At 43.8% G+C, this 24,115-nt stretch carries 22 protein-coding genes and 1 pseudogene; 16 read left to right on the top strand and 7 right to left on the bottom strand.

The features are described 5' to 3' along the window. Positions 1 to 46: 46 nt before the first annotated feature. From J5X96_RS04100 to accC, 6 genes and pseudogenes are all read left to right on the top strand, one after another. Positions 47 to 847: a class I SAM-dependent methyltransferase gene (locus J5X96_RS04100; RefSeq protein WP_209364476.1), complete on the top strand. Its 801-nt coding sequence runs from the start codon at positions 47 to 49 to the stop codon at positions 845 to 847. 62 nt (positions 848 to 909) lie between these two features. Continuing rightward, a pseudogene (locus tag J5X96_RS09730) lies at positions 910 to 1,200 on the top strand (nucleotidyltransferase domain-containing protein); the annotation flags it as partial. A gap of 21 nt (positions 1,201 to 1,221) precedes the next feature. Next, positions 1,222 to 2,223: an o-succinylbenzoate synthase gene (gene menC, locus J5X96_RS04095; protein WP_245193487.1), complete on the top strand. Its 1,002-nt coding sequence runs from the start codon at positions 1,222 to 1,224 to the stop codon at positions 2,221 to 2,223. 105 nt (positions 2,224 to 2,328) lie between these two features. After that, positions 2,329 to 2,778: a type II 3-dehydroquinate dehydratase gene (gene aroQ, locus J5X96_RS04090; protein ID WP_209364474.1), complete on the top strand. Its 450-nt coding sequence runs from the start codon at positions 2,329 to 2,331 to the stop codon at positions 2,776 to 2,778. A gap of 148 nt (positions 2,779 to 2,926) precedes the next feature. Continuing rightward, on the top strand, positions 2,927 to 3,388 hold the full coding sequence (accB, locus tag J5X96_RS04085; protein ID WP_209364473.1) for an acetyl-CoA carboxylase biotin carboxyl carrier protein: 462 nt from the start codon (positions 2,927 to 2,929) through the stop codon (positions 3,386 to 3,388). Between the two features lie 41 nt (positions 3,389 to 3,429). Beyond that, positions 3,430 to 4,776: an acetyl-CoA carboxylase biotin carboxylase subunit gene (accC, locus tag J5X96_RS04080; RefSeq protein WP_209364472.1), complete on the top strand. Its 1,347-nt coding sequence runs from the start codon at positions 3,430 to 3,432 to the stop codon at positions 4,774 to 4,776. Positions 4,777 to 4,941: 165 nt separating this feature from the next. On the opposite strand, the gene J5X96_RS04075 is transcribed toward accC, so the two are convergent. Next, a complete protein-coding gene (locus tag J5X96_RS04075) occupies positions 4,942 to 5,232 on the bottom strand; it encodes a YfcZ/YiiS family protein (protein WP_209364471.1) in 291 nt (96 codons plus the stop codon). Between the two features lie 229 nt (positions 5,233 to 5,461). Between J5X96_RS04075 and J5X96_RS04070 the strand changes: the two genes are divergently transcribed. From J5X96_RS04070 to J5X96_RS04055, 4 genes are all read left to right on the top strand, one after another. Next, positions 5,462 to 6,862 carry an outer membrane protein transport protein gene (locus J5X96_RS04070; protein ID WP_209364470.1) on the top strand — a complete coding sequence of 467 codons (1,401 nt, stop codon included), beginning with the start codon at positions 5,462 to 5,464 and terminating at the stop codon, positions 6,860 to 6,862. Positions 6,863 to 6,932: 70 nt separating this feature from the next. Next, complete coding sequence (locus J5X96_RS04065; protein WP_209364469.1) at positions 6,933 to 7,472, top strand: methylated-DNA--[protein]-cysteine S-methyltransferase; 540 nt, start codon at positions 6,933 to 6,935, stop codon at positions 7,470 to 7,472. Beyond that, complete coding sequence (mutH, locus tag J5X96_RS04060; RefSeq protein ID WP_209364468.1) at positions 7,469 to 8,137, top strand: DNA mismatch repair endonuclease MutH; 669 nt, start codon at positions 7,469 to 7,471, stop codon at positions 8,135 to 8,137. Before J5X96_RS04065 ends, mutH begins: the two co-directional genes overlap by 4 nt. A 64-nt stretch (positions 8,138 to 8,201) precedes the next feature. After that, positions 8,202 to 8,927 carry a TerC family protein gene (locus J5X96_RS04055; RefSeq protein WP_209364467.1) on the top strand — a complete coding sequence of 242 codons (726 nt, stop codon included), beginning with the start codon at positions 8,202 to 8,204 and terminating at the stop codon, positions 8,925 to 8,927. 125 nt (positions 8,928 to 9,052) lie between these two features. Here the strand turns inward: J5X96_RS04055 and proB are convergent, their stop codons facing one another. Then, on the bottom strand, positions 9,053 to 10,159 hold the full coding sequence (gene proB / locus J5X96_RS04050) for a glutamate 5-kinase (protein WP_209364466.1): 1,107 nt from the start codon (positions 10,157 to 10,159) through the stop codon (positions 9,053 to 9,055). A 161-nt stretch (positions 10,160 to 10,320) separates the two neighbouring features. Here proB and J5X96_RS04045 point away from each other — a divergent pair, with 161 nt between their 5' ends. Together J5X96_RS04045 and J5X96_RS04040 are read left to right on the top strand one after the other, a co-directional pair. After that, positions 10,321 to 11,106 (top strand): threonine/serine exporter ThrE family protein, encoded by a 786-nt coding sequence (locus J5X96_RS04045; RefSeq protein ID WP_209364465.1) that lies wholly within the window; start codon positions 10,321 to 10,323, stop codon positions 11,104 to 11,106. 1 nt (position 11,107) lies between these two features. Continuing rightward, positions 11,108 to 11,572 carry a threonine/serine exporter family protein gene (locus J5X96_RS04040; RefSeq protein WP_209364464.1) on the top strand — a complete coding sequence of 155 codons (465 nt, stop codon included), beginning with the start codon at positions 11,108 to 11,110 and terminating at the stop codon, positions 11,570 to 11,572. A 163-nt stretch (positions 11,573 to 11,735) separates the two neighbouring features. Here the strand turns inward: J5X96_RS04040 and J5X96_RS04035 are convergent, their stop codons facing one another. The 3 genes from J5X96_RS04035 to J5X96_RS04025 all read right to left on the bottom strand — a co-directional run bounded on the left by J5X96_RS04035 (position 11,736) and on the right by J5X96_RS04025 (position 16,149). Continuing rightward, positions 11,736 to 12,083, bottom strand: coding sequence for a YgiW/YdeI family stress tolerance OB fold protein (locus J5X96_RS04035; RefSeq protein WP_209364463.1), 348 nt, complete (start codon positions 12,081 to 12,083; stop codon positions 11,736 to 11,738). 171 nt (positions 12,084 to 12,254) lie between these two features. Continuing rightward, on the bottom strand, positions 12,255 to 14,903 hold the full coding sequence (locus J5X96_RS04030) for a PqiB family protein (protein ID WP_209364462.1): 2,649 nt from the start codon (positions 14,901 to 14,903) through the stop codon (positions 12,255 to 12,257). Then, on the bottom strand, positions 14,863 to 16,149 hold the full coding sequence (locus J5X96_RS04025) for a paraquat-inducible protein A (RefSeq protein ID WP_209364461.1): 1,287 nt from the start codon (positions 16,147 to 16,149) through the stop codon (positions 14,863 to 14,865). Before J5X96_RS04025 ends, J5X96_RS04030 begins: the two co-directional genes overlap by 41 nt. Positions 16,150 to 16,364: 215 nt before the next feature. Between J5X96_RS04025 and proQ the strand changes: the two genes are divergently transcribed. Next, positions 16,365 to 16,982 (top strand): RNA chaperone ProQ, encoded by a 618-nt coding sequence (gene proQ, locus J5X96_RS04020; RefSeq protein WP_209364460.1) that lies wholly within the window; start codon positions 16,365 to 16,367, stop codon positions 16,980 to 16,982. A 67-nt stretch (positions 16,983 to 17,049) separates the two neighbouring features. After that, positions 17,050 to 19,110 (top strand): carboxy terminal-processing peptidase, encoded by a 2,061-nt coding sequence (gene prc / locus J5X96_RS04015; RefSeq protein WP_209364459.1) that lies wholly within the window; start codon positions 17,050 to 17,052, stop codon positions 19,108 to 19,110. A gap of 296 nt (positions 19,111 to 19,406) precedes the next feature. Here prc and radA read toward each other — a convergent pair whose 3' ends face one another. Next, positions 19,407 to 20,780 carry a DNA repair protein RadA gene (gene radA, locus J5X96_RS04010; protein ID WP_209364458.1) on the bottom strand — a complete coding sequence of 458 codons (1,374 nt, stop codon included), beginning with the start codon at positions 20,778 to 20,780 and terminating at the stop codon, positions 19,407 to 19,409. 9 nt (positions 20,781 to 20,789) lie between these two features. Continuing rightward, positions 20,790 to 21,863: an inorganic triphosphatase gene (locus tag J5X96_RS04005; RefSeq protein WP_209364457.1), complete on the bottom strand. Its 1,074-nt coding sequence runs from the start codon at positions 21,861 to 21,863 to the stop codon at positions 20,790 to 20,792. A gap of 162 nt (positions 21,864 to 22,025) precedes the next feature. Between J5X96_RS04005 and J5X96_RS04000 the strand changes: the two genes are divergently transcribed. Beyond that, the gene (locus tag J5X96_RS04000) at positions 22,026 to 22,706 is read left to right on the top strand and encodes a TIGR00153 family protein (RefSeq protein ID WP_021615149.1); all 681 of its coding nucleotides are present in this window, start codon (positions 22,026 to 22,028) and stop codon (positions 22,704 to 22,706) included. A 24-nt stretch (positions 22,707 to 22,730) separates the two neighbouring features. Beyond that, on the top strand, positions 22,731 to 23,996 hold the full coding sequence (locus tag J5X96_RS03995; RefSeq protein ID WP_021615150.1) for an inorganic phosphate transporter: 1,266 nt from the start codon (positions 22,731 to 22,733) through the stop codon (positions 23,994 to 23,996). Positions 23,997 to 24,115 lie beyond the last annotated feature (119 nt).

Genomic DNA, 24,115 nt, shown 5'->3' with positions numbered 1-24,115 from the left:
AAATACGACCCAAAACGACCGCACTTAGAATGCCTGAGAATGACTTATGACAATCGACGACATAGATTTTAACGCGCTTTATAAGCAACATCTTATCGCCTGCAATCATTATCATTTGCCGCCGGACAAATGGGATAAAAAAGCGCCCAAAATGGCTGAAAATTTGGTGGGTAAGCCAAGTTGCTATAATGCGCAGTTAATGGCGGCAATGCAAATGCAGCCGGATGAAACCCTCTTGGATATCGGCTGCGGTCCGGGTACATTTGCCGTACCTTTGGCGCAACATTGTCGTCAGGTTCACGCATTGGATTACAGCACGGGCATGTTGGCGGCACTGGCTGAGTTCAAACACGCCCTACAACTGGATAATTTACACTTACTCCATAAATCTTGGGCGGATAACTGGGATGATGTGCCGGCGGCAGATGTGGTACTTGCCTCCCGCTCTACCTTGGTCGATGACTTAGATGATATGATCGCGAAGATCTGCGCCAAAGCCAAAAAACGGGTGTATCTCACTTCGGTGACGCAACGCCATTTTTTAGATGAAGGCGTGTTTTCTGCGATTGGGCGTAATGATGTGGGTTTCCCCACCTATATTTACCTGCTCAATCGGCTTTATCAAAAAGGCATTCAAGCAAATCTGAATTTCATTGAAACTGAATCCGGTCGCTTTATGGGCGAAACCTACGAAGACTTACTGGCTTCCGTAGAGTTTTCCCTTGGTGCGTTAAATGACCAAGAAAAACAACGCCTCGCGGAGTTTTATCATCAAAAACAACAGCACAATGAACCGATTAAACACGGACAGCCCAAATGGGCGTTAATTTGGTGGGATGTCGCTTAAATGCAGCGAAAATCCCCCGCTTTCATCACGCATTTTATTCATCATAGACGGAGTAACAGACAATGGATTTCGGTTTAACAGACACAATGATTAAAAAAATCGGTTGGCATTTGCGCCATTTCCCTCAGGTTGAAACGGCAATTTTGTTTGGCTCGCGCGGAAAAGGCAATTTTCGTGAAGACTCAGACATTGATTTAGCCTTAAAAGGCGATGGCATTACCGATGACATGTTACACGACATTCAACAAACCCTGTCGCAAACCACCGTGCCGTATAAATTTGATTTAGTTATTCATGACAAGATTACCGATCCGGCTTTACTGGAACATATTCAACAAGTGGGCAAAATTTTCTATGAAAAGAAAAATTGCGCCATTCAACATCGTCGTTACCAACTTTTCCGTTATTCCATTCCGGTAGATTCGCAGCTGATTTTGCGCAATCGCTTTTTGAAAAAACGCGAAGGTCTTTTGGTGAAGGTGTGCTGTGGGCAAAATGAAGGTTGGGGCGAAATTGCGCCGTTGCCGGAGTTTAGTCATGAAACCTTAGACCAAGCCCAAGCCCAAGCCATCGAATGGCTGGAAAAATGGGATCAATCCCGCAGTTGCAATGTGAAATTGGATTTAACGGCGGATTTATATCCTTCTGTGGCGTTCGGGCTCAGTTGCGCATTGATGGAAATGAAAGGTCGCTTGGACGATGAAGGCAATTATCAAACGGCACCTTTATGTTATGGTGATCCGGATGAGCTTTATGAACCGCTGGATCAAATGCAGGGTGAAAAAGTGGCGAAAGTGAAAGTGGGCATGTATGAAGCCAATCGTGATGGCCTTATTGCCGATATGTTGTTAGAGGCTATTCCGGATTTGCAATTACGGCTAGATGCTAACCGTAGCTGGACACCGGCTAAAGCGCAAATGTTTGCGAAATATGTGAAACCTGAGCATCGTGCACGCATTCAATTTATTGAAGAACCTTGCAAAACCCGTGAAGAAAGTCGCCAATTTGCGGCAGAAACCGGCATTAACATTGCTTGGGATGAAAGCGTACGCGAACCGGATTTTCGCGTGGAAAAAGAACCGCACTTGGCAGCGATTGTGATTAAACCGACTTTGGTGGGATCTATTGAACGTTGTGCCGAGCTGATTGCACAGGCACACGCATTAGGTATTAAAGCGGTTATCAGTTCCAGCATTGAAAGTAGCTTTGGTTTAACCCAACTGGCTCGCATGGCAAAACAATATACGCCACATGTTACGCCGGGATTAGACACACTGGATTTAATGGATTATCAAGTCGTCAGAACCTGGCCGGGGTCGGAATTACCTGTCGTTGGCTTGGATTCGGAATTCATTACCGAAGTGATTTTAGATTAAAAGTGCGGTCGTTTTTTCGGTTATTTTTTATAGTGCGGTTTTTACAGATTAGACCAGCCGAAAGCAAAAAATCATTATAATGCGCGCAATAAAAAGGAATGTGATATGTCATCAAAATACAACATTTTGCTGTTAAATGGCCCAAACTTGAATATGTTAGGCGTGCGTGAGCCTGGCCATTACGGGCATTTGTCCTTAGCGGCAATTGAGCAGCATTTGCAACAACAAGCGGCAAAACAGCAAGTTGCATTGGATTGTTTCCAAGCAAATAGTGAAGAAAAATTGATTGAGAAAATTCACCAAAGCTTTCAAAAAGTGGATTTTATTATTATCAATCCTGCGGCCTATACTCACACCAGCGTGGCGTTGCGTGATGCGTTACTTGCCGTTGGCATTCCTTTCGTTGAAGTGCATTTATCCAATATTCACAAACGCGAACCGTTTCGTCATCATTCCTATTTTAGTGATGTGGCGGAAAGTGTGATTTGTGGCTGCGGTGCGCAAGGGTATGATTTTGCGTTGCAGTTTGCGGTAAATTATCTTTCAAAAAAGTAAAATTTGACGAAATTTAACGAAAATCACAGAATTTTATCGCCAAAATGATGATTTTGCGGTAATCTCTCGACCGAAAATTTATCTTAATCCACACCGCGCTTTTTTTCTAAAAAGTGCGGTTTAAATTTAATATGTTTTAGGGAAAACTATGGACATTCGTAAAATTAAAAAACTGATTGAATTAGTAGAAGAATCCGGCATTACGGAACTTGAAGTTTCAGAAGAAGAGGGCTCTGTACGCATTAGTCGTGCTACAGTTGCTACACCGGCAAATGTTCAATATTCCATTCCGGCAGCGGCACCAACACCGGTTGCGGCACCTGCTGCACCTGTCGCAGCACCAGCAGCACCTGCTGCCGCACCTGAGGAAATTGCCGGTCATAAGATCCGCTCTCCGATGGTCGGCACATTCTATCGTAGCCCAAGCCCAGAAGCGAAAGCCTTTGTTGAAGTGGGTCAAACCGTAAAAGTGGGTGATGCACTTTGCATCGTTGAAGCGATGAAAATGATGAACCGTATTGAAGCGGATAAAGCAGGTGTAGTAAAAGCTATTCTGGTAAATGATGGTGAGCCTGTCGAATTTGATGAGCCGTTGATTATTATTGAATAATTAACATAGCAGACCATAATTTAAACAAGAATGGATTTATTATGTTAGAAAAAGTTGTTATCGCAAATCGCGGCGAAATTGCTCTGCGAATTTTGCGCGCCTGTAAAGAATTGGGCATTAAAACCGTTGCGGTGCACTCCACTGCCGACCGTGAGTTAAAACACGTTCTGCTTGCGGATGAGACCGTATGTATCGGCCCTGCCCAATCTGCAAAAAGCTATTTAAATATTCCGGCGATTATTGCCGCTGCTGAAGTGACCGGTGCTGACGCTATACACCCGGGGTATGGTTTTCTTTCTGAAAATGCGGATTTTGCCGAGCAAGTAGAAAGTTCCGGTTTTATCTTCATCGGTCCAACCGCTGACGTGATTCGTTTAATGGGCGATAAAGTGTCCGCCATTAACGCGATGAAAAAAGCAGGCGTACCTTGCGTACCAGGGTCTGATGGCCCATTAACTTCTGACATCGCAAAAAATAAAGAAATTGCGAAACGTATCGGCTATCCGATCATTATCAAAGCCTCCGGCGGCGGCGGCGGTCGTGGTATGCGTGTCGTTCGTAGCGAAGAGGCGTTGGAAGAGTCTATTGCCATGACGAAAGCGGAAGCGAAAGCGGCTTTCAACAACGACATGGTTTACATGGAAAAATATTTGGAAAACCCACGTCACGTGGAAATTCAAGTATTGGCCGACACTCATGGCAATGCCGTTTACTTGGCAGAGCGTGACTGTTCTATGCAACGTCGCCACCAAAAAGTGGTGGAAGAAGCACCGGCGCCGGGCATTAGCGAAGAAGTACGTCGTGATATCGGTTCCCGTTGTGCGAAGGCTTGTGTAGAAATCGGTTATCGCGGTGCAGGTACATTCGAATTCTTATATGAAAACGGTGAGTTCTATTTCATTGAAATGAATACCCGTATTCAAGTAGAACATCCTGTCACAGAAATGATTACCGGTGTGGACTTGGTGAAAGAGCAATTGCGCATTGCTTCCGGCTTGCCGATTTCTTTCAAACAAGAAGACATTAAAGTCAAAGGCCATGCGATAGAATGTCGTATTAATGCAGAAGATCCAAAAACCTTCTTGCCATCACCGGGCAAAGTTGATCATTTGCATTCTCCGGGCGGTTTAGGTGTGCGTTGGGATTCTCACATTTACGCAGGTTATACGGTTCCTCCGCATTATGATTCTATGATTGCGAAATTGATTACTTACGGCGATACCCGTGAAGTGGCTATCCGTCGTATGCAAAATGCGTTATCAGAAACCATCATTGACGGCATTAAAACCAATATTCCGTTACATGAACTGATCCTTGAAGATAAAAACTTCCAAAAAGGTGGCACCAATATCCACTATTTGGAGAAAAAATTAGGCATGCACGAATAATAAAACTGCCAATAATAGATTCGGCTCGGTAAGTGCGGTAAAAATTTAACACGTTTTTACCGCCTTTTTATTATATCAATCCACAATCACTCGGGATGTGCCAAATCATCTAAAAAAAAAGCTTAAGTTCTCACACTTAAGCTTTTTTCTTTTTTACATGCGAAATTAGCGCGTAGAAAGTTGGAAAATCATAGATTCCGCTTGGCAGCAAAATTCAAAGGTAGCTTTCAATTTAACGCCATTTTCCACCGCACTTATTTCGCTGCGAATGGCACAAGGCTCACTTTCTGCCGCGCGTGCTTTTTCAGTTAAATAGGCTAATGCTTCTTTTGCCTGTGCTTCCGTAGCATACACCTGTTCAAAATCAATGGTGCAATCAGAACCATCAATGACGGTGCCGACATCAACACAGCAACATACTTTCGCTTCTTCAGCTTGGCATTTTAACGAGCTCATCTTCTCTCCTTTATAAAATCAGTTGATACTTTCAACTAGTTTAGCAATTATTAAAATACAACACAAAATTTAACCGCACTTTTCCTGCCTGACTGGTCTGAACACTTTATAAAAATCGAAAAGAACATTGCTCCCTCTCCCTGCCTTTCTTAGAATGACCAACTTTTAAAATAACAACCAATAAACTTTGACCAAACGCCACCTTCGGGCAGGCACAAAAGGGAATAAAATGACAACAAGCAAATTGACAAAAACACTCCTCTCTACACTTCTTTTCAGTGCCGCAACCGGCGCATCCGCTGCCGCATTCCAATTAGCAGAAGTTTCTACCTCCGGTTTAGGTCGTGCTTATGCAGGTGAAGCGGCGATGGCAGATAACGCCTCTGTAGTCGCCACCAACCCAGCGTTAATGAACCTCTTCAAACAAAATGCCTTTTCTGCCGGCGGTGTTTACGTGGATTCTCGTATTCACATGAGAGGCCCGGTGCGTGCCAACGTACTCGGTGTTGAGGTCGCACAAGGTTCAGCCAATCACAAAAGCGTTGTTCCCGGTTCATTTATTCCAAATATGTATTTTGTTTCACCGGTTAACGATAAATTCGCTATCGGCGCCGGCATGAACGTGAACTTCGGCTTAAAAAGTGAATATGAAGATGGCTATGATGCCGGGCTTTTTGGTGGGAAAACCGATTTAACAGCCATTAATTTAAATCTCAGTGGTGCTTATCGCATGACTGAAAACTGGAGCGCCGGTTTAGGTTTAAACGCGATTTACGCTAAAGCCAAAGTGGAACGTACCGCCGGTATTTTAGACACCGCCATCGATAATGTACGCACCAGCCCGGCATTACAACGACAACTTGCCGCAAGAGCCGCGGCTGCAGGTTTGCCACCAACAGGTTTAATGGCTCGTCTTGGCGGATTAGGCGCACAAATTAATAAAGACACCTTGCTCACGCATTTACAAGACAAAGCCGCTTGGGCATTCGGTTGGAACGCCGGTTTACTTTATCAATTCGATGAAAAAAATCGCATTGGTCTCGCTTATCACGCCAAAGTAGATATTGATTTTAAAGATAACAATGCCATCAGTTACGCACCACGTGGCACTTCTGCTTATGTCGGCGAAGGCGAACTGACGTTACACTTGCCAAGCTATTGGGAACTGTCCGGTTTCCACCAACTGACCAATAAATTAGCGTTGCATTATAGTTACAAATACACGCAATGGCATCGACTAAAAGATCTCCATGCGACCTATAACAACGGTCAAGTGGCGTTCCACAAAGAAGAAGGCTATCGTAATAACTCACGCTTCGCGTTGGGAACAACCTATGATTTAACCGAGCAGTTAACGCTACGCGCAGGGGTAGCTTATGATAAGAGTGCCGCCGGAGAACATCATTCAGCCTCCATTCCGGATACCGACCGCACTTGGTATAGCGTAGGCGCGACCTATAAATTCACGCCGAATTTTGACGTAGATTTCGGTTATGCTTATTTACACGGGAAAAAACTTAACTTTAAAGAAAAACAAAGCTTAGCCAATGGCTTAGTTGTGGTGGAAGCGGATTATCACTCAAAAGCGTCCGCCAACCTTTACGGTTTAAACCTCAATTACCGTTTCTAATCGGCATCAAAATTCCGCATAATATCAGCGTACTTCGGTACGCTTTTATTTTTGTAAAACAGAGAAAAATATGACCGCACTTTTTTACCGTTATTATCCCTCGCCTATCGGCAAATTGCTGATGCTGTCTGATGGCAAGTTTTTGACGCATTTAGATTGTGAACTGGAACAATTTGCACCGAATCCCAAATGGCAGGAAAACAACGAGTTGCCTTTGTTTGCACAAGTGTGTGAGGCGCTGGATCGCTATTTTAACGGGGAACCGGAACGTTTTGATGACATTCCGCTAGCTCCACAAGGCACGGCGTTTCAGCAACGCATTTGGCAAGCGCTCCGCCAGATTGGCTATGGTGAAACCAGCAGTTACGGCGAGTTAGCCAAACGTATTGACAACCCCAATGCCGTGCGTGCGGTGGGTGGCGCAGTCGGAAGCAACCCGATCAGTATTATCATTCCTTGCCATCGTATTCTAGGCAAAAACGGAACGCTGACCGGATTTGGTGGCGGCTTAGTTGCTAAACGTTTCCTGCTCCAGCTGGAAAATATCCCTTATATTGATAAAGGCAAAGAAACCGTTAAACCTCGTTTTTTCAAGAAGTATCACCAATGATCCCTAAAACGACTGAAGAACTTCTTTCCCGTGCGCAAGCCATTGCCGGTCTCAGTTTTGGCGAGTTAGCGACACAACTCGGCATTCCCGTACCACCGGATTTAAAACGTGATAAAGGCTGGGTGGGTATGCTGCTTGAAACAGCGCTGGGTGCAACGGCAGGCAGCAAAGCAGAACAGGACTTCCGCCATTTAGGGATTGAGTTAAAAACAATCCCCATTAACGCGCAAGGCTATCCTTTGGAAACCACGTTCGTGAGCCTTGCCCCTCTCATCCAAAATAGTGGTGTGAATTGGCAAAATTCCCATGTGCGCCATAAGTTGTCCCGCGTGCTTTGGATTCCCATAGAAGGAAGTCGCTCTATTCCCTTGGCAGAACGCCGCATCGGTACGCCGATTCTCTGGCAACCTAGCGAACAGCAAGAACACCAACTACAACGAGACTGGGAAGAACTTATGGATTACATCGTGTTAGGTCAACTGGATAAAATTAATGCGCGTTTAGGGGAAGTCTTGCAACTCCGCCCAAAAGGCGCGAATAGTAAGTCCTTAACCAAAGGTATCGGCAAACATGGCGAAATTATTGATACGCTTCCTCTTGGTTTTTACTTGCGTAAAGCATTTACTCACGAAATTCTGCAACAATTTGTGCAACAGCGCATATAGCCTCTTTTCATTTCATCGTCAAAGCTATATGATCGCGCACCCATTTATATTTTAAGGAAACATTATGTTTGAATGGCTATTAAGCCCTGAGGCGTTAGTCGCCTTATTTACCCTTGCAGCATTAGAAATCGTATTGGGTATCGACAACATTATTTTAATCAGCATTCTTGTTGCCAAATTACCGGAAAAACAACGTCAACCGGGGCGTATTATCGGGTTAAGTCTGGCAATGGGAACACGTATCCTACTTTTATTAACACTTTCTTGGATGATGCGACTTACCGATCCGCTCTTTGAGATTCTGGGCAAAGGCGTTTCCGGCCGTGATTTGATTCTCTTCTTTGGTGGTTTATTCTTGATCGTCAAAAGTATGAATGAAATTCGCGAAGCGATGGTGCCACATAAGGAAGAGGCACATCACGAAAACCATAAGAAAGTGAGTTTTATCGGCGTATTGATTCAAATTGCCTTGCTGGACATTGTCTTCTCACTCGACTCCGTGATTACGGCGGTGGGGATGGTCAATCAAATTGGCATTATGGTCAGCGCCATTATTATCGCCGTGGGCATGATGATGTTTGCCGCGAAACCCATCGGTGATTTTGTGGAAAGCCACCCAACCTTCAAAATTTTAGCGTTGGCCTTTTTGATCCTCATTGGGGTAACCTTAATCATTGAAAGTGCCGGCATACATGTTCCTAAAGCGTATATTTATTTTGCTATGGGCTTTTCTGTGCTGGTGGAATCACTGAACACAAAAATGCGAAAAAATTTCACGAAACAACAATAATCTCCCTCTATCAAAAAAAGTGCGGTGAAAAATCACCGCACTTTCTCGTTAACCCCAAATACACAGCCCCTCAAAATCGCGCTCACTCAAGCCATATCTGCTTATTGTTGAGCAACAGCGCCCTTTTATAGCACAATCATATCATCACGATGTACTGCAACGGCGCCATACTCATAGCCTAAAATGTTTTCGATATCTTGCGAATGTTTACCTTTTATAAGCTCTAACGCATCGCTATTATAACGTGGCATACCCAGCGCAATATCCTTGCCTGATCGCGTGCGAATACGCACCACTTCACCACGGGAGAAACGTCCGCTGACTTCGACGATACCTGCCGGCAATAAGGATTTATGCTGAATTAACACCGCACTTTCAGCGCCGTCATCCACCACCAACACCCCGGCCGAGGGTGCCGCAAATAACCACTGTTTACGACTTTCCAGACGATCCGCCTGCACGGTGAATTTCGTACCAATCGCCTGCTCATACGCTAAATCCACAATCACATTGGCTTGGTTGCCCGGTGCAATAATGGTTTCAATGCCGGAACGAGTGGCAACATCTGCCGCCACGATTTTCGTGGACATTCCGCCGGTGCCTAAATTCGTCCCGCTACTACCGGCAATAGAACGAATATGATCGGTGATTTTATCCACCACGGGAATTAATTTCGCTTGCGGATTTTTACGCGGATCGCTGTCAAACAAGCCTTGTTGATCCGTGAGCAAATAAAGCTGTTCTGCTTGCACTAAAATCGCCACCAATGCCGATAAATTATCGTTATCCCCGACTTTAATTTCCGCCGTTGCCACCGCGTCATTTTCATTGATGACCGGAATAATCTGATTGTCTAACAGCGCCTGCAATGTATCGCGAGCATTCAAAAAACGTTCGCGATCTTCGATATCGGCGCGGGTTAGCAACATCTGCCCGATGTGAATGTCATAAATCGCAAATAATTTTTCCCAGGTTTGAATGAGCTGACTCTGCCCTACTGCTGCCAATAATTGTTTAGAGGCCACAGTGGGTGGCAGTGATGGGTGATTTAAATAATGACGCCCCGCTGCGATGGCGCCCGAGGTAACGATCACTAAGCGAAAACCGGCTTGATGTAATTGCGCAAGCTGGCGCACAATTTCCATCATATAGGCTAAATTCAGTTTGGACGAGCCTTGGGTTAAGGTGCTGGTGCCAAATTTCACGACAATCGTTTTATTATGATGTTGCATACTGACTCCTCATCGAAAATACGCCTACGTTAGCATAAATCCTGAAATTTATCTAAATTTCACACCGCACTTTTGCGTCGATTCCAATGCATTTCATTAAACATTTTTTGTTCTAGGCGAAAGGTCTATAATGACATCCAATCATTTTAGGTAGATTCATCATGAAAAAGGAAAATATTACGCCCGATGAACAACGGGAAGTCACGCGGTTATGCGTGCAAACGGCGCTGTTATTGTTGCAACATGGTGCAGAAAGCACGGTGGTGGCGCAAATGGCACAACGCCTTGGCTTGGCATTAGGGGTTGAAAGTGTCGAATGCGCCCTCACGGCTAATGCCGTCATTATTACCACCTTGGCAAACAACCACTGCATCACGACCACCCGTAAAAATAGCGACAAAGGCATTAATATGCAAATGGTGACGGATGTTCAGCGTATTGTGATATCTGCCGAACATCACATATACAACCTGCATATGGTTAAAAAGAAACTGGAACAACTCAAACCGTTAAAATATCACCGTTATTTCGTGATCTTGATGATTGGTTTATCTTGCGCCTCTTTTGCTCATTTATCGGGTGGTGATGCACTCATTTCGCTTATTACCTTCATCGCTGCCTCGGTTGCCATGTTTGTGCGACAAGAATTATCCAAACGGCATTACAATCCGATCATCGTCTTTGCTGTCACTGCTTTTGTTGCCTCACTTCTTGCCGGCCTTAGCCTAAAATATCAACTTGGTAATGATCCACAAATCGCTTTGGCTTCCAGTGTGTTGTTACTGGTGCCGGGCTTTCCACTCATCAATTCTTTAGCGGATATTTTAAAAGGATATGTGAATATGGGCATCGGCCGTTGGGCAATCGCCACCATTCTCACGTTCGGTGCCTGTCTTGGCATTGTGTTTGCCTTGAGCCTACTCAACATCACCACTTGGGGGAACTAACATGGACGGGTTACTGCTATTATTGGATGATATGTTTTTTGCCGCAATTCCGGCGGTAGGGTTTGCCTTGGTGTTTAATGTGCCACCAAAAGCCTTAAAATATTGTGCACTCCTCGGTGCGCTTGGGCACGTTACACGCACGATTCTCATGCATAGCGATGTGCCTATCGTCTTTGCCACCTTAGTGGGCGCAGCATTAATCGGTTTTATTGGCGTGCATTTGTCTCATCGTTATCTGGCACATCCGAAAGTGTTTACTGTCGCTGCCATTATTCCCATGATTCCCGGCGTACAAGCATACAAAGCAATGATTGCCATCGTACAAATTCACCACTACGGCTTTTCCAACGCTTTATTTGAACAAATGATCGCTTCTTTTATTAACACGACCTTTATTCTCGGCGCATTAGTTTTCGGCTTAGCCTTACCGGGTTTACTGTTCTATCGGGAAAAACCCGTAGTATAAAAAAATCGTGGTATAAAAACTGTAGTATAAAAAACCGTGGTATAAAAACTCGAGAAATAACAACCGCACTTTCATTGTTACATCACGCAGGAAAAACGCTTTAAAAGTGCGGTTGGTTTAATGGCTGTTTACATCCAATCAATGCCGAGGTAACACCGTGGCATTATTGAATTTTTCGAATTTGATACACATCGATCGTGGTGGGCATGATAAAACCTTTATCAACAGCCCCTTCAATGCGGACACGATCGTTTGGCGTAATATTGATACCGTTCCAAGCATAATCACCCACACCTACCTTAATTTCCCCCGTGGCATCGCGAAAAATAAATTCGTCATCATCAATTTGGCGAACTAATCGTCCCTCTAGCGCTACAACAGAATGCGCCTCCATGGACTTGACGGCCTGCACCGTCACCAAACAACTATCCAACTCATTCACATTCCGAAAACCGGCAAACAGGTCTGAGGAGACCATCAGCAAGGTTGTGAGTGTGATTGCATGTTTCATAAGTACTCCAGAAATAAAAATAAAGAAAAATAAAATAAAAAAAGAAAACCTCTTAGCTAATTCCTAGCTAAGAGGTCGGACATTATAAAAAGAAAATTGGGAAAAATCTTCCGATTTTCTTACCTTTTACTTAATTTACACAACCTAACAAAAAGCTGATATTTCTACACATTATTGAGCCGGTAAGGCACCTTGATTCCACTTTTGTGCATCCGTCGGACGTTTTACTTGCAACAAGAAATGCTGATTCGCCTTCGCTTGTGCCTGCACAACAGTGCCTGATGGCGTAGAGAAAGAGATTCCGCCTTTCAGCAGTTGTTGTACGCTGCCAGTATTGAATTGTGCGCCGCCGGTAAGACTCAGGCTAAAGTCATAGCCGGAGGCGATCCAAAACTCAGAATTTTGACGAACTAAATGCTGATATTTCGGTGCAATAAGCACATGGATCAAGACTCGATCACCCAACGTATTCAATTCGAGGTTTTTAATCGTCCCCACTTCTACCCCACGATACATAATAGGCGATCCTGCTGTGATATTCAGTGCATCATTGGTTTCTAGCACAAGCGGTAAACCGTTGGTATATTTGATGTTATTGTTAACCGCTTGACTGAGAGCAAATTGGGTTTTGGTTTTACCGGATCCCACTTCCACATCAATATAAGGTTGCAACAGGCTATCGATATTCTCAATGCCGCCGGCAGAAATCTTCGGTGAAATTACATTAAAACGTGATCCTTCCTTAGCAATCAACGTCATGTAATTTGGATGAATCAACGCTTTAGCAATAATTTTGTGACTCTTTTGATCAAGTTGAACACTCTCAATTTCCCCAATATTCAGCCCAAGATAGCGCAATGCCATGCCTTTGCTGAGGTTGGTGGCATCCTCTGCCGTTAATATGATTTGTTGACCGGCTGATTTCGCGCGCAATTCATTTGGATAAAGGGTGTGATTATTTTTACCACCACTATTATCAAAACTGATTGCGCCTTTGAGTGAGCGCGCCACCGGCGCGGCCTGAATACTAATGCCTTTTGGCGTGATATCAATTTGCGCCGCACTTTCCACCCAGAATACGCTTTTCTCTGTTAACAAATGCTGATATTTCGGATAAATAAACACATCCACCGCAAAGTTTTGTGTTTGTGGACGGATGTCTAAAATTTTTCCGACTTCATACTGACGATAAAGCACTAAAGAGCCTTTATTAATACTCGGCAAATTCGTGGTGTTTAAAGTGATTGTCGGTTTCGGTTGCGAATCGGTAATCCCGGCTTCCGCATTGGTTAAATCACTGTAAAGCGCATAAGTGTCTTTCGGATGGCTTTGCGTTTTACCGGCAATTACGCGAATACCGCCTTGCAGCCATTTTTCCGGCGTTGCCGCTTCAAAGCGTAAACCATCAATGCCGATAGTCACATCAAAATTCGATGCCGCGACAAAGAGGGTATCACCATGAATTAAATGACGATATTCGCCGGCAATCGCCACTTTAAATTTCACGCCATCGGTCTCAATATATTGCGCCACAATTTCACCGATTTGGATATTGTTATACATCAACGGCTGCCCTTCGCTCACGCCATAAGTTTCCGGTGCGGTGAGCGTGAGAACCAAGGTGTTAGGCTGTTTTAGCAACAGTTCGCTTTCTTTAGTAACATCAAACGCCATTTTGCTGTCACCGTTCCCCGGCAAGACTTCAAAATATTTTCCACGCAGTAGCTTTTGGATATTCGTTAAATCAGCCAGCCCCGGCTTTTTCTCGCGTAGCACAATATTAGAACCGGTCTTAAATAAATCCGCCAAGTTCGGCTCAATGAGCAATGAACCACTGAGCATTTCATCGTTATCTTCCACCGCACTTAATTTCGACAAGACACCGATTTCCATGTTTTGGTAATACACGCGGGTTTTACCTTCTTCCAATCCGGCGGTATTGGGAATATTGACATCAATATTGATGCCACGTTTCGCCGCTTGTAAATTAGAATAAAGCGTATATTTTTCATTCATATCCGCCTTAGCGCTTTCATTTGGCGAATCAAAAGCAACCGCGCCTTGAACCACGGAATTTAAACTGTCCATGTTTACATTTAAACCTGAAACACCGAGGCTCGCACTAATGCCGCTAATATTCCAAAAACGGCTGTCTTTTTTCACAAATTTGGCATAAGGCTTATCAATGACCACATCAATTTCCACTTTTTTTCCGTCTTCCGTGAAATGATAGTCATAGATTTTACCGACCGGCATTTTTTTATAATAAATAGATGCGCCAATAGAAATGGAACCCAAATCTTCCGAAACCAAATGAATCAACAAATCACCGGGATTGAGTTGGGCAATCGGCCCTTCCGTTTCCGCAACAAATTTATGTTCCGAATCCCCATCACCAGGTTGCAACGTAATGTAGTTACCGGAGACTAACGCATCCAAACCAGAAATACCGGCCAAAGAAGCACTTGGCTTCACCAACCAAAATTTGGTGTTTTTACGGAGAACGCTTTTGGCTTCGGGATAAATATTGGCGACCACATCCACTTTCTGCAAGTCATTGGTGAAATTCACTTTCTTCACCACGCCGATCTGCAATCCTTGATAACGAATCTGCGTTTTCCCCGCAACAATGCCATCACCACTGGAAAAGGTGATTCGAATGCTAATCCCCTGTTCTTGAACAATTTGGAAGAACAAAACGGCGCCGATACATAAAGCGATAAAAGGAAGTAACCAGAAAGGTGAAATTCGTTTACTTTGACGAACTTTTGCCACAACTTCAGTTTCCGGCATGGAGGTGTTTTGCTTGTTGTTTGTCATAAATTTCCCAAATTAAGCGGCTGTCAAATTGTTCCGCTGCAACCATTGTTAAAAATACGGCAGCACCGAAATAAAAGGCGGCCGTACCTACAGAAAAATCAATAATTTGTCCGCGAGTAACCAAGGACATCATTAATGCTAATACGAATAAATCCAACATAGACCAACGGCCGACAAAATGCACAAGATGTAATAAACGCATTTGCCAACGAATGGAATGTTTGAGCTTAAAATGCACGCAAATCAGCAAATATAGCATAATCAAGACTTTGCTAATCGGCACAAAAATACTGGCGGTAAATACGATAAAGGCGATGAAATAGCTTCCCATTTCCATAAAGCTCATCACACCTGACATCAGCGTATCTGCACTAGGCGCACCGTTTAAATAAACCACCGACATTGGCAATAAATTAGCGGGGAATAGCATGATAATACCGGCAAGTAATAATGCCCACGTGCGTTGCAATCGAATAGAAGGGGGAATGTCGATTTGTGACAAACAGCGAGGACAGATATCTCGCCCCTTACGATCAGATAACGGATCAATAAAGCTATACTGACAAGCATGACAATAGCGCAAATCCTCTGCCTTCGTGAGTTCATTCACGCCTTTGCTTTGAGGATAGAAATCGTTCCACACTTCGGTCGGGTTAATTTTAATAAACAGTAATGTGGTTAAAAGTGCGGTGAAAACAAAAGCAATTAAATAGACATCCAATTGTAACGTGGCATATTCGCGCACTTTAAAAATACTCACACCTAAAGCCACCAAATACACGTCAAACATTACCCAAGGTTTGATATAGCCAAGAGAAATTAACAAATTGCGTGGCTGAATTTTCATCATTTTGGATAACTGCAATAAAATGACCAACAATGCAAAAGCAATGGGCATAAAAACGGCACAAATAAAAATTAAAAACGCCGTATATGAAAATCCTTGGGTCGCCATTTTCCACACGCCCAACCAAACCGAGGCATCGATTTTTTCTCCAAGCAAATCAATGCTAAGTAATGGATACGTTAATGCAAAAGGCATGAGAATTAATATTGAAATGGCAATGATCGCGCAGCGCTTTAAACTCCAACCCCCACTGGTGTACAAAACATGGTGACAGCGTGGGCACACCGCACTTTGCCCCTGTTGCAAGGTGGAAATTTTAACCACAGCATTACAACCACCACAACGGACGATGCGGTAGAAATTCGCGTTGGCAAAATTCACAGAAGAAGTTGCTGTCATGAGTAAGATGATCCAAGGGCTAAAAGAGAACGTATTCTACACTGTATTTCCATGCTTTTGTATGTATTCGCTGCATTTTCTAAATAAGTGCGGTCATTTTTAACCATGTTTTTTTATTTATCAAGCCGGAAATCGATTATTAATTGTCATTTTTTCTGAAAGTGAGCTAAACTATGGCGAGTTTCTCTACTTAAAAATCGATGCAGGATTTCATTATGACCGAAGTACAAAAGTTAACGAATAACAAAGAAATTATTGCTTATTTAGCGGAAAAATTTCCGCGTTGTTTTTCAATCGAAGGCGAAGCAAAACCATTAAAAATCGGCTTGTTTCAAGATCTCAGCGAAGCATTAAAAGACGATGAGCGCGTCAGCAAAACCCAACTACGCCAAGCCTTACGCCAATACACGTCAAATTGGCGTTATTTACACGGCTGTCGCGCCGGCGCTGTACGCGTAGATTTAAACGGAAATCCTGCCGGCGAATTGGAGCAAGAACACGCTGAACACGCCGCAAAACAATTGGCCGAAGCCAAAGCAGCTGTTGCACAAAAACGTGCGGCAGAAAGAGCTGCGAAAGGCGAAGTTGAGAAAAAAGACGCACCACGTCGCCATAAACGTACCACCAAACCAAGCGAAAAACCTGCCCGTAAACCTAAAGCAACACTAAACAATGTAGATATGGCCTCACTCCAAAAAGGTCAACACGTGAAAGTAAAAGTCAGTGAACGTGCGCAAAGTGCTGTGGTGTTAGCATTTTCTAATGAAACCGCCCGTGTAGAATTAGATAATGGTGTCGTCATCAACATCACCGCTGATCGTTTATTTGCCTAGTTTAGATTTCAATAGAGTTATCTTGCCGGATAACTTTTTTTATTGCGTATTTATTAGGAAAGCCTGAATGGAATTAACTAAAACGAAAAATTATTTGACCGCACTTGTGTTAGGGGTGCTTTTTCTTAATATCAGTGTTGCAGATGCCGTGCAACCAAAACTCAAAGCCAGCGATCTCGTGACCTTGCAGCCTTCAGAGGCGAATATGTTCGCCACTAAGCGTGCCACTACTCGCCTAACACAATCTCATTATCGTAAATTTCAACTTGATGACGAATTTTCGGAAAAGATTTTTGATCGTTATCTTAAGGCGCTCGATTTTAATCGTACGACTTTTTTGCAATCCGATATCGATGAAATGCGTGAAAAATACGGCAAGAAAATTGATGACGAATTAAATGCCGGTACATTAACCATTGCTTTTGATATGTATGATTTAATGATGAAACGCCGTTATGAGCGTTATCGTTATGCCTTGTCATTATTAGATAAAGAACCGGATTTAACCGGTGATGATCAAATTGAAATTGATCGTGAAAAAGCGCCTTGGCCAAAAACCGAAGCAGACGCTGAAAAATTGTGGGAAGCCCGTGTTAAAAACGACATTATCAATTTGAAATTAAAAGATAAAAAATGGCCGGAAATTAAAGAAAAACTAGTTAAGCGTTACAATTTAGCCATTCGTCGTCTCACACAAACTAAAGCAGATGATGTGGTGCAAACCTATCTGAATGCCTTTGCGCGTGAAATTGATCCGCACACCAGCTATTTAGCACCACGCACGGCAAAAAGCTTTAATGAAAGCATGAACCTGTCTCTAGAGGGGATTGGTGCAACATTGCAATCAGAAGATGATGAAACCAGTATTAAATCTTTAGTGCCGGGCGCGCCGGCGGCTCGCAGCAAAAAACTCAAAGCCGGGGATAAAATCGTTGGTGTTGGCCAAGAAAAAGGCGAAATCGAAGATGTTGTCGGCTGGCGTTTAGAAGACATTGTTGACAAAATTAAAGGCAAAAAAGGCTCTAAAGTTCGCTTAGAAGTCGAACCGGCGAAAGGCGGAAAATCGCGCATCGTCACACTGGTTCGAGACAAAATCCGCATTGAAGATCAAGCCGCCAAATTAACTATTGAAAAAGTTGATGGTACCAATGTCGCTGTGATTAAAATCCCAAGTTTTTATCTTGGCTTAACGGAAGATGTGAAGAAACTGCTGACTGAAATGCAAAGCAAAAATGCCGCTGCATTAATTGTTGATTTGCGTGAAAACGGCGGTGGTGCCTTAACAGAAGCCGTTGGATTAAGCGGTTTGTTTATTAGCGATGGTCCTGTCGTACAAGTGCGTGATGCATATCAACGTATTCGTGTGCATGAAGATCCGGATAATGCGCAACAATATTCCGGACCGCTATTGGTGATGATTAACCGCTTTAGTGCCTCCGCATCCGAGATTTTTGCCGCGGCAATGCAAGACTACAACCGCGGTATCATTATCGGTCAAAACACTTATGGTAAAGGCACCGTACAACAAAGCCGCTCATTGAATTTTGTGTATGATTTAGATCAAACGCCATTGGGTTTATTGCAATACACTATCCAAAAATTCTACCGAATTAATGGTGGAAGCACGCAGCTAAAAGGTGTCGCACCGGATATTACCTTCCCTGATGTCATTGATATGAAAGAATATGGTGAAGAGAAAGAAGACAATGCGTTACCTTGGGATAAAATGCCGTCGGTAAATTATGCCGAAGTGGCAAACGCACGACATTCCATCTCTGAATTAGCACAAAGACATCGTGATAGAATGGCAAAAGATCCGGAATTTATCGCCTTAAACGAGGATTTAAACGTGCGTGATGAACGCCGTGATCGTAAATTCTTATCCCTGAATTATGAAAAACGTAAAGCAGAAAATGATAAAGACGATGACAAACGTTTGAAAGACTTAAATGCTCGCTTTAAGCGTGAAGGCAAGAAACCATTGAAAGACATTAACGATTTACCGAAAGATTATGAAGCGCCGGATTTCTTCTTGAAAGAAGCGGAAGCCATTGCGGTAGATGTGGTTAAATTCAATGGTGAAAAGGCTGCAATTAAGGCCGCTGACAACAAGCCGGCAAATCCCTAAACGTTTTCGTTTTTGACCGCACTTTCACGCTTTCCGCTAATAATTAGCAGGAAAGCGTGCCAAAACAAAATAGGACAGGCAATACCTGTCCTATCACATACTCAAACCCACCTAGAATTGTAGCGTGCAACTTGTTGCACGAAATCGCGAATGCCCAAAAGGGTTAAATAACGTTCCGTGCGTAATTTGGTCATGCATCAAGATGCACGCTACGAACTGAAAATTTGTAGGAAAGCGTGGCCCAAACAAAATAGGACAGGCGAAAACCTGTCCTATTATACATCAAAAAAACGCTCCTAAAAATTATCTAGCACTGCAATTGCATCGCCTAGCTTCTTCACCGTAAAAACAGCCATATTTTCCACCGCACTTTTCGGTTTATTGGCAAAGGGTACAATGGCACGTTTGAAACCGTGTTTCGCCGCTTCGCTGATACGTTCTTGTCCGCTTGGCACCGGGCGAATTTCACCGGCTAACCCCACTTCGCCGAAAACGACCAAATCCGGTGGCAATGGGCGATTGCGGAAGCTAGAAATCAGCGCTAAGAGCAGGGCTAAATCCGCACCGGTTTCCGTGACTTTGACTCCACCGACGACATTGACGAAAACATCCTGATCCCCCATTTGTACGCCACCATGGCGGTGGAGCACGGCAAGCAATAAGGCAAGGCGGTTTTGTTCTAGTCCCACCGCAACACGGCGCGGATTAGCAAGCATGGAATGATCCACCAAGGCTTGAATTTCCACCAACAACGGTCGAGTACCTTCCCATAGCACCATGACCGAACTGCCTGAGGTCTGCTCATCACCACGACTTAAAAAAATCGCTGATGGATTTTTTACCTCTCTCAGCCCTTGCTCCGTCATGGCAAACACACCTAATTCATTCACGGCGCCGAAGCGATTTTTGTGGCTACGCAACGTGCGATAGCGTGAATCGGCTTCGCCTTCCAATAATAAAGAACAGTCGATAACGTGCTCCAACACTTTCGGCCCTGCCAAGGTACCGTCTTTCGTCACATGGCCGACCATTACGATCGCGACCTGACGGGTTTTCGCATAACGGGTTAAAAAAGAAGCACATTCGCGCACTTGCGCCACGCTGCCGGGTGAGGATTGAATATCGGCTAAGTGCATGACTTGAATGGAGTCGATAACAATGATCTGGGGCTTTAACTGATCCGCCAAATGACAAATTTGTTCCACAGAGGTTTCTGACAGCATGTGGAGTTTTTCCGGCGGCAGCCCGAGGCGTTTAGCACGCATCGCCACTTGTTGCAAAGACTCCTCACCAGTCACATAAAGTGCGGTCATTTTTTGCGACAAATCACACATCACCTGTAATAGCAACGTACTCTTCCCCGCGCCCGGATGCCCACCGATCAAAATCGCACTGCCCGGCACAACACCGCCGCCTAGAACGCGATCCAATTCTTTAAAACCGCTACTAAAACGCGGCGTTTCTTGCAAGCTAATTTGATCTAAGGTTTGGATTTTGGCACGGGTTTCACCGGCATAACCGGAAAAACGATCCGCTTTATTAGTTGGCGTAGAAACCAACCGCACTTCGGAAATGGTGTTCCATGCTTTACAGGCGGAACACTGCCCTTGCCAACGAGAATACTCTGCACCGCAGTCGTTGCACACATACGCCGTTTTTGCTTTTGCCATGATCGCCCCTTATTCTTCGCCAAGCGTTAATGTCATCAGATGAAGCATACGCTGTGCATACTGTGGCGTTTGGATGAGATCGACCAATTTACGCATTGCTAACCCATTGTCTTTCGTTTCGCTATGTAAGCGAATAATTTCACGAATTTGCGCCAAGAATTGGGCGTTGGCCTCGACTAATTCCGTCAACACATTTTCCAACGCGTAGTGATGATTTGCTGAGACCTGTTCGTTGAGTGCCGTTTCTAAGAGATTTTTGTTATCGTCATAATAATGTGCCAAATTAAAAAAGGCACCGACACGCTCAACAGTTTTAATAAAATCGGTAGCAAAATAATCCACACCCAATGCCAACGTTTCTTCGATTAAATCTTGTTCGTAACGCAAAAGTGCGGTCAGTTTTTCCGATGTTTTTTTGGCGTATTTTTCCGTATGCAAAAAGCCACGCCAGCGTTCGATCCAATCTGAGGCTTTAGGAATTAAGCCTTGCGCCAGTTGATAACCGCGTTTGGCTTTGCTCATGGAATAAAAATGCACGTTGCCTTGATAATGGTTTAGAAAATCCGCCACAAAGGCAAAAAAAGGTGCTAATCCGCCTTCTTTAATTTCAAATTCAATTTCGCTAATGGCCTGCTGTTTTTCACCGGCAATCACCTTGCCTACATCCACCGCCACTTCAATTTGGCTCGTCGGCGTGGTTTGAATTAACCACATATGACGTTCAAAATCCGTGCTAAAAATCGGGTTTAGTGGCGCTGTTATTTCTAGCGATAATTCATAGTGTTCCGTTAATGCCGCCAAATTGGGTTCCGCATTTGGCAAGGCCACATTATATTCAGGGCGAACGTGCAAACCGCCTGACACCTTGCCATCGGTTTTTAGCGTTAACGTATAATCATCGCCTTTTTGTCGAACACGCAGCCCCATCTTATGTCGGGTAAAATATCCGTCAGCCGTATCATAATAGGTGTTCGCCAAGAAGGCTTTTTGATGCGCAATCACGTTAAATTGTGCCAAAATCGAGGCGAATTGTTCGATCTGAATATTTTCTACCGCCAGTTTTAATTCAATTTCATCCTGCATACGCTTTCCTTTAAATTCCTTCATTTTTCTGTTTTATTCGTATTTTCTCTCTGCATTATCCGATAAAAGCCTGATTTTTTCGATTAAAATCGTGAATTTTTCATTGACATCATGTAATATGCGCGCTGAATTATTAACCTTATCTCCTAAGGAGTTCCTTTTATGGCGATGAATAATATCCTTGGATTATTTGCTCACTCCCCTTTAAAACCTCTCCAAAAACATTCCAGCAAAGTTACCGAATGCTGTGAATTATTAATTCCTTTCTTTGAAGCTATCTTTAAAGAAAACTGGAGCGGTGCAGAGCAACTTCGTCTTGATATCTCCGCACATGAGCGCCAAGCCGATGCGTTAAAACGTGAAATTCGATTAAAATTGCCACGCGGTTTATTCATGCCGATTGAACGCACCGATTTGCTGGAGTTGGTAACTCAACAAGATAAATTAGCCAATTATGCCAAGGATATTGCAGGTCGCATGGTAGGACGTCAATTCGGTATTCCGCAAGAAATGCAGGAAGAATTTATGAGCTATGTCAAACGCAGCTTAGATGCCACAGAACAAGCGCATAAAGTGATTGAAGAAATGGATCAATTATTGGAAACCGGCTTTAAAGGACGTGAATTAAATTTTGTTAATCAAATGATTAACGAACTTGATACCATTGAAGACGATACGGATCAAATGCAAATTAAATTAAGAAAAATGTTGTTTGAAATCGAAGGGCGTTATAACCCTATTGATGTCATGTTCTTATATAAAATTATTGAATGGGTCGGTGTATTGGCCGATCAAGCACAACGTGTCGGTTCACGTATTGAACTTATGCTGGCGCGCTCCTAATTTTCATTAATTTAGGTATTCTTCATGGAATTACTCTCTCAATACGGTTCACTATTAATTATTATTACAGCCGTTTTCGGCTTTTTCATGGCCTTTGGTGTCGGTGCCAACGATGTTTCAAACGCAATGGGAACATCCGTTGGCTCAGGTACCATCACCCCTAAACAAGCGATTATTATTGCCATGATTTTTGAAGCGGCCGGTGCCTATTTAGCCGGCGGCGAAGTTACCGAAACCATTAAAAGCGGTATCATTGACACCACTCAATTCATCAACCAACCTGAAGTCTTAGTTTTCGGCATGATGGCCGCCCTCTTTGCCTCCGGTGCTTGGTTATTAATTGCCTCGAAAATGGGCTGGCCGGTATCTACCACACATTCTATTGTGGGCGCTATTGTGGGTTTTTCTTGCGTGACAGTAGGGTTTCAGTCGGTGGATTGGAGCAATATTAAAAATATTGTCGGCAGTTGGTTCATTACACCGGTCATTGCCGGTATTCTTGCGTATGCCATTTTTTATAGCACGCAAAAACTGATTTTTGATACAGAAAGTCCGCTTCGAAACGCGCAAAAATACGGCCCTTATTACATGGGCATCACCATTTTCATTTTGTGTATCGTCACCTTAACCAAAGGGTTAAAACACGTTGGCTTAAACTTAAGCAATACAGAAAATATTCTGCTTTCATTCGGCATCAGTCTGATCAGTATTGTTTACAGCCATTTCTATTTCCGTAGCAGTAAATTCAAATTCAAAATGCTAGAAGGCGGCGCTTTCGGCGGTGTAGAAAAAGTTTTCAGCATGTTAATGCTGATGACCGCTTGTGCGATGGCCTTTGCACATGGTTCAAATGATGTTGCGAATGCGATCGGCCCACTTTCCGCCGTGGTGGCAATTATCGAGAGTGACGGTCAAATTATCAATAATGCTCCGCTGGCATGGTGGATTCTCCCTCTTGGCGCCTCCGGCATTATGGTCGGTCTGATTGTTATGGGATACAAAGTGATGGCGACTATCGGTACCGGCATTACGGACTTGACTCCAAGCCGCGGTTTTGCCGCGCAATTTGCCACTGCGATGACTGTGGTTCTCGCCTCTGGTACCGGTTTGCCGATTTCTACCACGCAAACGCTTGTTGGTGCGGTATTAGGGATTGGATTTGCACGAGGGATTGCCGCCATTAATTTAACGGTTATTCGTAATATTTTTGTTTCTTGGATTGTTACGCTGCCGGCAGGTGCATTATTTGCCATTATTATTTACTATCTGCTACAAGCCATTTTCCATTAATATCGGCTTAAGTGCGGTCTAATTTGGCAGCGGATTGTTGACGGCATAGTTAACCGGTTGTGTCATCTCAGCATTAGTGGGACAATCGGTTTGATCCGGAATCAGGCTTTTCATTATTT

Origin of the sequence: Aggregatibacter sp. 2125159857 (genome assembly GCF_017798005.1) — a bacterium.
Taxonomy (GTDB): domain Bacteria; phylum Pseudomonadota; class Gammaproteobacteria; order Enterobacterales; family Pasteurellaceae; genus Aggregatibacter.
This window is presented reverse-complemented; position numbering and strand designations above follow the sequence as displayed.

Excerpts from the sequence above, each read along its gene's own strand:
- J5X96_RS04055 (WP_209364467.1), top strand. The coding sequence starts at position 8,202 with ATGTTTGAATGGCTATTAAGCCCTGAGGCGTTAGTCGCCTTATTTACC.
- J5X96_RS04075 (WP_209364471.1), bottom strand. The coding sequence starts at position 5,232 with ATGAGCTCGTTAAAATGCCAAGCTGAAGAAGCGAAAGTATGTTGCTGT.
- radA (WP_209364458.1), bottom strand. The coding sequence starts at position 20,780 with ATGGCAAAAGCAAAAACGGCGTATGTGTGCAACGACTGCGGTGCAGAG.
- proB (WP_209364466.1), bottom strand. The coding sequence starts at position 10,159 with ATGCAACATCATAATAAAACGATTGTCGTGAAATTTGGCACCAGCACC.
- mutH (WP_209364468.1), top strand. The coding sequence starts at position 7,469 with ATGATCCCTAAAACGACTGAAGAACTTCTTTCCCGTGCGCAAGCCATT.
- J5X96_RS03995 (WP_021615150.1), top strand. The coding sequence starts at position 22,731 with ATGGAATTACTCTCTCAATACGGTTCACTATTAATTATTATTACAGCC.
- J5X96_RS04100 (WP_209364476.1), top strand. The coding sequence starts at position 47 with ATGACAATCGACGACATAGATTTTAACGCGCTTTATAAGCAACATCTT.
- proQ (WP_209364460.1), top strand. The coding sequence starts at position 16,365 with ATGACCGAAGTACAAAAGTTAACGAATAACAAAGAAATTATTGCTTAT.
- J5X96_RS04040 (WP_209364464.1), top strand. The coding sequence starts at position 11,108 with ATGGACGGGTTACTGCTATTATTGGATGATATGTTTTTTGCCGCAATT.
- aroQ (WP_209364474.1), top strand. The coding sequence starts at position 2,329 with ATGTCATCAAAATACAACATTTTGCTGTTAAATGGCCCAAACTTGAAT.
- J5X96_RS04000 (WP_021615149.1), top strand. The coding sequence starts at position 22,026 with ATGGCGATGAATAATATCCTTGGATTATTTGCTCACTCCCCTTTAAAA.
- J5X96_RS04025 (WP_209364461.1), bottom strand. The coding sequence starts at position 16,149 with ATGACAGCAACTTCTTCTGTGAATTTTGCCAACGCGAATTTCTACCGC.
- J5X96_RS04065 (WP_209364469.1), top strand. The coding sequence starts at position 6,933 with ATGACCGCACTTTTTTACCGTTATTATCCCTCGCCTATCGGCAAATTG.
- J5X96_RS04045 (WP_209364465.1), top strand. The coding sequence starts at position 10,321 with ATGAAAAAGGAAAATATTACGCCCGATGAACAACGGGAAGTCACGCGG.
- accB (WP_209364473.1), top strand. The coding sequence starts at position 2,927 with ATGGACATTCGTAAAATTAAAAAACTGATTGAATTAGTAGAAGAATCC.
- J5X96_RS04005 (WP_209364457.1), bottom strand. The coding sequence starts at position 21,863 with ATGCAGGATGAAATTGAATTAAAACTGGCGGTAGAAAATATTCAGATC.
- prc (WP_209364459.1), top strand. The coding sequence starts at position 17,050 with ATGGAATTAACTAAAACGAAAAATTATTTGACCGCACTTGTGTTAGGG.
- J5X96_RS04035 (WP_209364463.1), bottom strand. The coding sequence starts at position 12,083 with ATGAAACATGCAATCACACTCACAACCTTGCTGATGGTCTCCTCAGAC.
- J5X96_RS04030 (WP_209364462.1), bottom strand. The coding sequence starts at position 14,903 with ATGACAAACAACAAGCAAAACACCTCCATGCCGGAAACTGAAGTTGTG.
- J5X96_RS04070 (WP_209364470.1), top strand. The coding sequence starts at position 5,462 with ATGACAACAAGCAAATTGACAAAAACACTCCTCTCTACACTTCTTTTC.
- accC (WP_209364472.1), top strand. The coding sequence starts at position 3,430 with ATGTTAGAAAAAGTTGTTATCGCAAATCGCGGCGAAATTGCTCTGCGA.